Origin of the sequence: Pseudomonas fluvialis, assembly GCF_002234375.1 — a bacterium.
Lineage (GTDB): Bacteria > Pseudomonadota > Gammaproteobacteria > Pseudomonadales > Pseudomonadaceae > Aquipseudomonas > Aquipseudomonas fluvialis.
This window is the reverse complement of record NZ_NMQV01000065.1, coordinates 1-604: the sequence shown is the minus strand read 5'-3', so window position 1 is coordinate 604 and position 604 is coordinate 1. Positions and strand designations below refer to the sequence as shown.

1 protein-coding gene is annotated in these 604 nt (G+C 58.9%); it reads left to right on the top strand.

The features are described from left to right. Positions 1-604, top strand: a 604-nt coding sequence (locus CFY91_RS16060) for a hypothetical protein (protein WP_165765341.1), incomplete at both ends; no start/stop codon positions are given.

Sequence of the window (604 nt, the reverse complement as noted above, 5' to 3'; positions counted from 1 at the left end):
CGGCGTCAGCCAGTCCAACCTGGAAGCTGAAGTGGGCCTTAACGCGGGCTTCCTGGACAACCGTTTCAACCCTACAGGAACCGCAGTCACGCATAACGGCAACGTCAATGTATTCGACGGCAAGGTCACCCATAGCGAACAGCTGATGAGCGCCGGCTCACGCATCACCTGGAACTATGCCTTCTCCAATGGCGAGGACGACCCAAGCGAGGTTAGCGAGGGCTACAATGATCTGGTGGTGCTGGTGGTGACCCGACCTTCGGGCGTCCGTGAAACCTTCCTGGTCGACTCGTCGGAAAGCAAGCTCCCGGCCTTTACCAGTAACGGCAGTTTCTCCTACAACGCCACGGAGAGCGGTAACTACAGTTTCAGCTGGCTGGTACTCAATGGTGGCGATTACCGCAAAGACTCTTCGCTGAGCCTCTCTACCGCCAGCTTCACCCGTGCCGGTGACAGCACCAGCTACGGCGCCATGGTCAAGCTGCCAATCAGCGCCAGACTGGCGGATAACGACGGCTCGGAAAGCATGACACTGCGGCTTTCCGGCATTCCCAGCGGGGCCACGCTGAGCGCAGGTAGCAACAATGGTGATGGTAGCTGGACA